This window comes from Sphingosinicella terrae (assembly GCF_003347635.1).
Taxonomy (GTDB): domain Bacteria; phylum Pseudomonadota; class Alphaproteobacteria; order Sphingomonadales; family Sphingomonadaceae; genus Allosphingosinicella; species Allosphingosinicella terrae.
Genome location: NZ_QDFY01000048.1, coordinates 1 through 942, shown reverse-complemented (window position 1 = coordinate 942; position 942 = coordinate 1). Strand labels below are relative to the sequence as shown.

Annotated in this window: 1 protein-coding gene; it reads right to left on the bottom strand. The window is 40.2% G+C overall.

Annotated features, from left to right (window positions below; genetic code table 11):
* Nucleotide 1: 1 nt before the first annotated feature.
* Nucleotides 2-942, bottom strand: a 941-nt coding sequence (locus tag DDE10_RS23160) for a S1 RNA-binding domain-containing protein (RefSeq protein WP_284734853.1), incomplete at its 5' end; no start/stop codon positions are given.

The following is a 942-nucleotide window of genomic DNA, read 5'->3' as shown; positions in this document are numbered from 1 at the left end:
GTCACTTTATCGTTTTTGTTGTGAGTTGCTGCGAAGTGTTCCCAAGGGTTGCTTTACATTGTTTTAAACCTAATGAGATACGACGACGTTCTTCATCAACTTCAAGAACCATTACTTCAACTACATCGCCTACGCTAACCACTTTAGACGGGTGAATGTTTTTGTTTGTCCAGTCCATTTCTGAAACGTGAACTAAACCTTCAACACCGTCTAAAATTTCAACGAAGCAACCGTAGTCGGTTAAGTTAGTTACTTTACCGGTTAATTTGCTGTTTACCGGGTGGTTTTGAGCGATTGCAGCCCATGGATCTTGACCTAATTGTTTTAAGCCTAATGATACACGAGTTTTCTCTTTGTCAAATTTAAGTACTTTAACAGTTACTTCTTGACCTACAGCAACCACTTCGCTTGGGTGTTTAACACGTTTCCATGCCATATCAGTGATATGTAATAAACCGTCCACACCGCCTAAATCAACGAATGCACCGTAATCCGTTAAGTTTTTAACCGTACCGGTTACAACAAAACCTTCAACTAAGTTCGCTAAAACTTCGTCACGATCTTGGTTGCTTTCAGATTCGATTACCGCACGACGAGAAACAACTACGTTGTTACGTTTTTGATCGAGTTTGATAACTTTGAATTCTAATTCTTTACCTTCTAAGTTTAAAGAATCGCGAACCGGACGAGTATCAACTAATGAACCTGGTAAGAATGCACGAACACCGTTTAATTCAACAGTGAAACCGCCTTTCACTTTACCATTAACAAAACCGATAACTGTAGCTTGTTCTTCGAACGCTTTTTCTAAAGCAATCCAAGCTTCGTTACGTTTTGCATCACCACGAGAAACTACTGTTTCACCGAAGCCGTCTTCAACAGCTTTAAGAACTACATCCACTTGGTCGCCGACTTGAACTTCAAGTTCGCCTTGAGCATTTG